The sequence below is a fragment of the Bartonella queenslandensis AUST/NH15 genome (assembly GCF_000312585.1).
Taxonomy (GTDB): domain Bacteria; phylum Pseudomonadota; class Alphaproteobacteria; order Rhizobiales; family Rhizobiaceae; genus Bartonella; species Bartonella queenslandensis_A.
The window spans coordinates 1-769 of sequence record NZ_HE998240.1 but is presented as its reverse complement, the minus strand read 5'-3'; the positions used below and the strand labels follow the sequence as shown (position 1 = coordinate 769).

Here is a 769-nt window from a genome sequence, read left to right as displayed (position 1 = left end):
GCGCGTTTACGTGATGGTATCAAAAAAGGGGTAGGCAATTCTATTCTCATAAAAGTTAATCAAATTGGGACATTGAGTGAAACACTTGATGCTGTAGAAATCGCACATAAAGCGGGTTATCGTGCCATTATATCTCATCGTTCAGGCGAAACAGAGGATTCCTTCATTGCAGATCTCGCGGTTGCAACGAATTGTGGGCAAATTAAAACAGGTTCTCTTGCACGTTCTGATAGATTAGCAAAGTACAATCAACTTATTCGTATTGAAGAAATGCTAGGGGCCCAAGCACGTTATGCTGGTGATATATATTGTTGATCGTTGTGAGCACAAAATATGAAAGTATAATATTATTTAGATTATGAAATTGAGATTTCTTATCAAAAGCGTGGAACAATCATTTTATAGGCATTTAAATTTATAAGGATTAAGATGAGAGGTGTAATTATTAGTCAAGATCAAGGAACGTATCTCGTTTCGGGTGATGATGGTAAGCGTTATCAGTTTGCGACTTGGGATTGGTTGGGAAAGAAACCACCAAGGATTGGTGATACTGTTGATTTTATTTGCGAGGGAGGTGTGGTCAGTTCTGTTTTTCCGTTGTTGAGGTCAAGTACAGAAAATTCAAAGATAATGTTTGCACTTCTTTGTTGGTTCGCAGGTGTCTTTGGTGTTCATCGCTTTATGGTTGGGAGAGTTCGGACGGGCACTTTAATGCTTGTTTTATCTTTATCATTCGCTGGATTAGTCATTACTGGTATTTGGGCAATTG

At 38.4% G+C, this 769-nt stretch carries 1 protein-coding gene and 1 pseudogene; both read left to right on the top strand.

The window, feature by feature from the left end; all coding sequences use genetic code 11:
• Positions 1-315, top strand: a pseudogene (gene eno, locus BN338_RS10025) (phosphopyruvate hydratase); the annotation flags it as partial.
• 114 nt (positions 316-429) lie between these two features.
• A partial coding sequence (locus tag BN338_RS10020; RefSeq protein WP_039762006.1) for a TM2 domain-containing protein occupies positions 430-769 on the top strand: 340 nt, incomplete at its 3' end.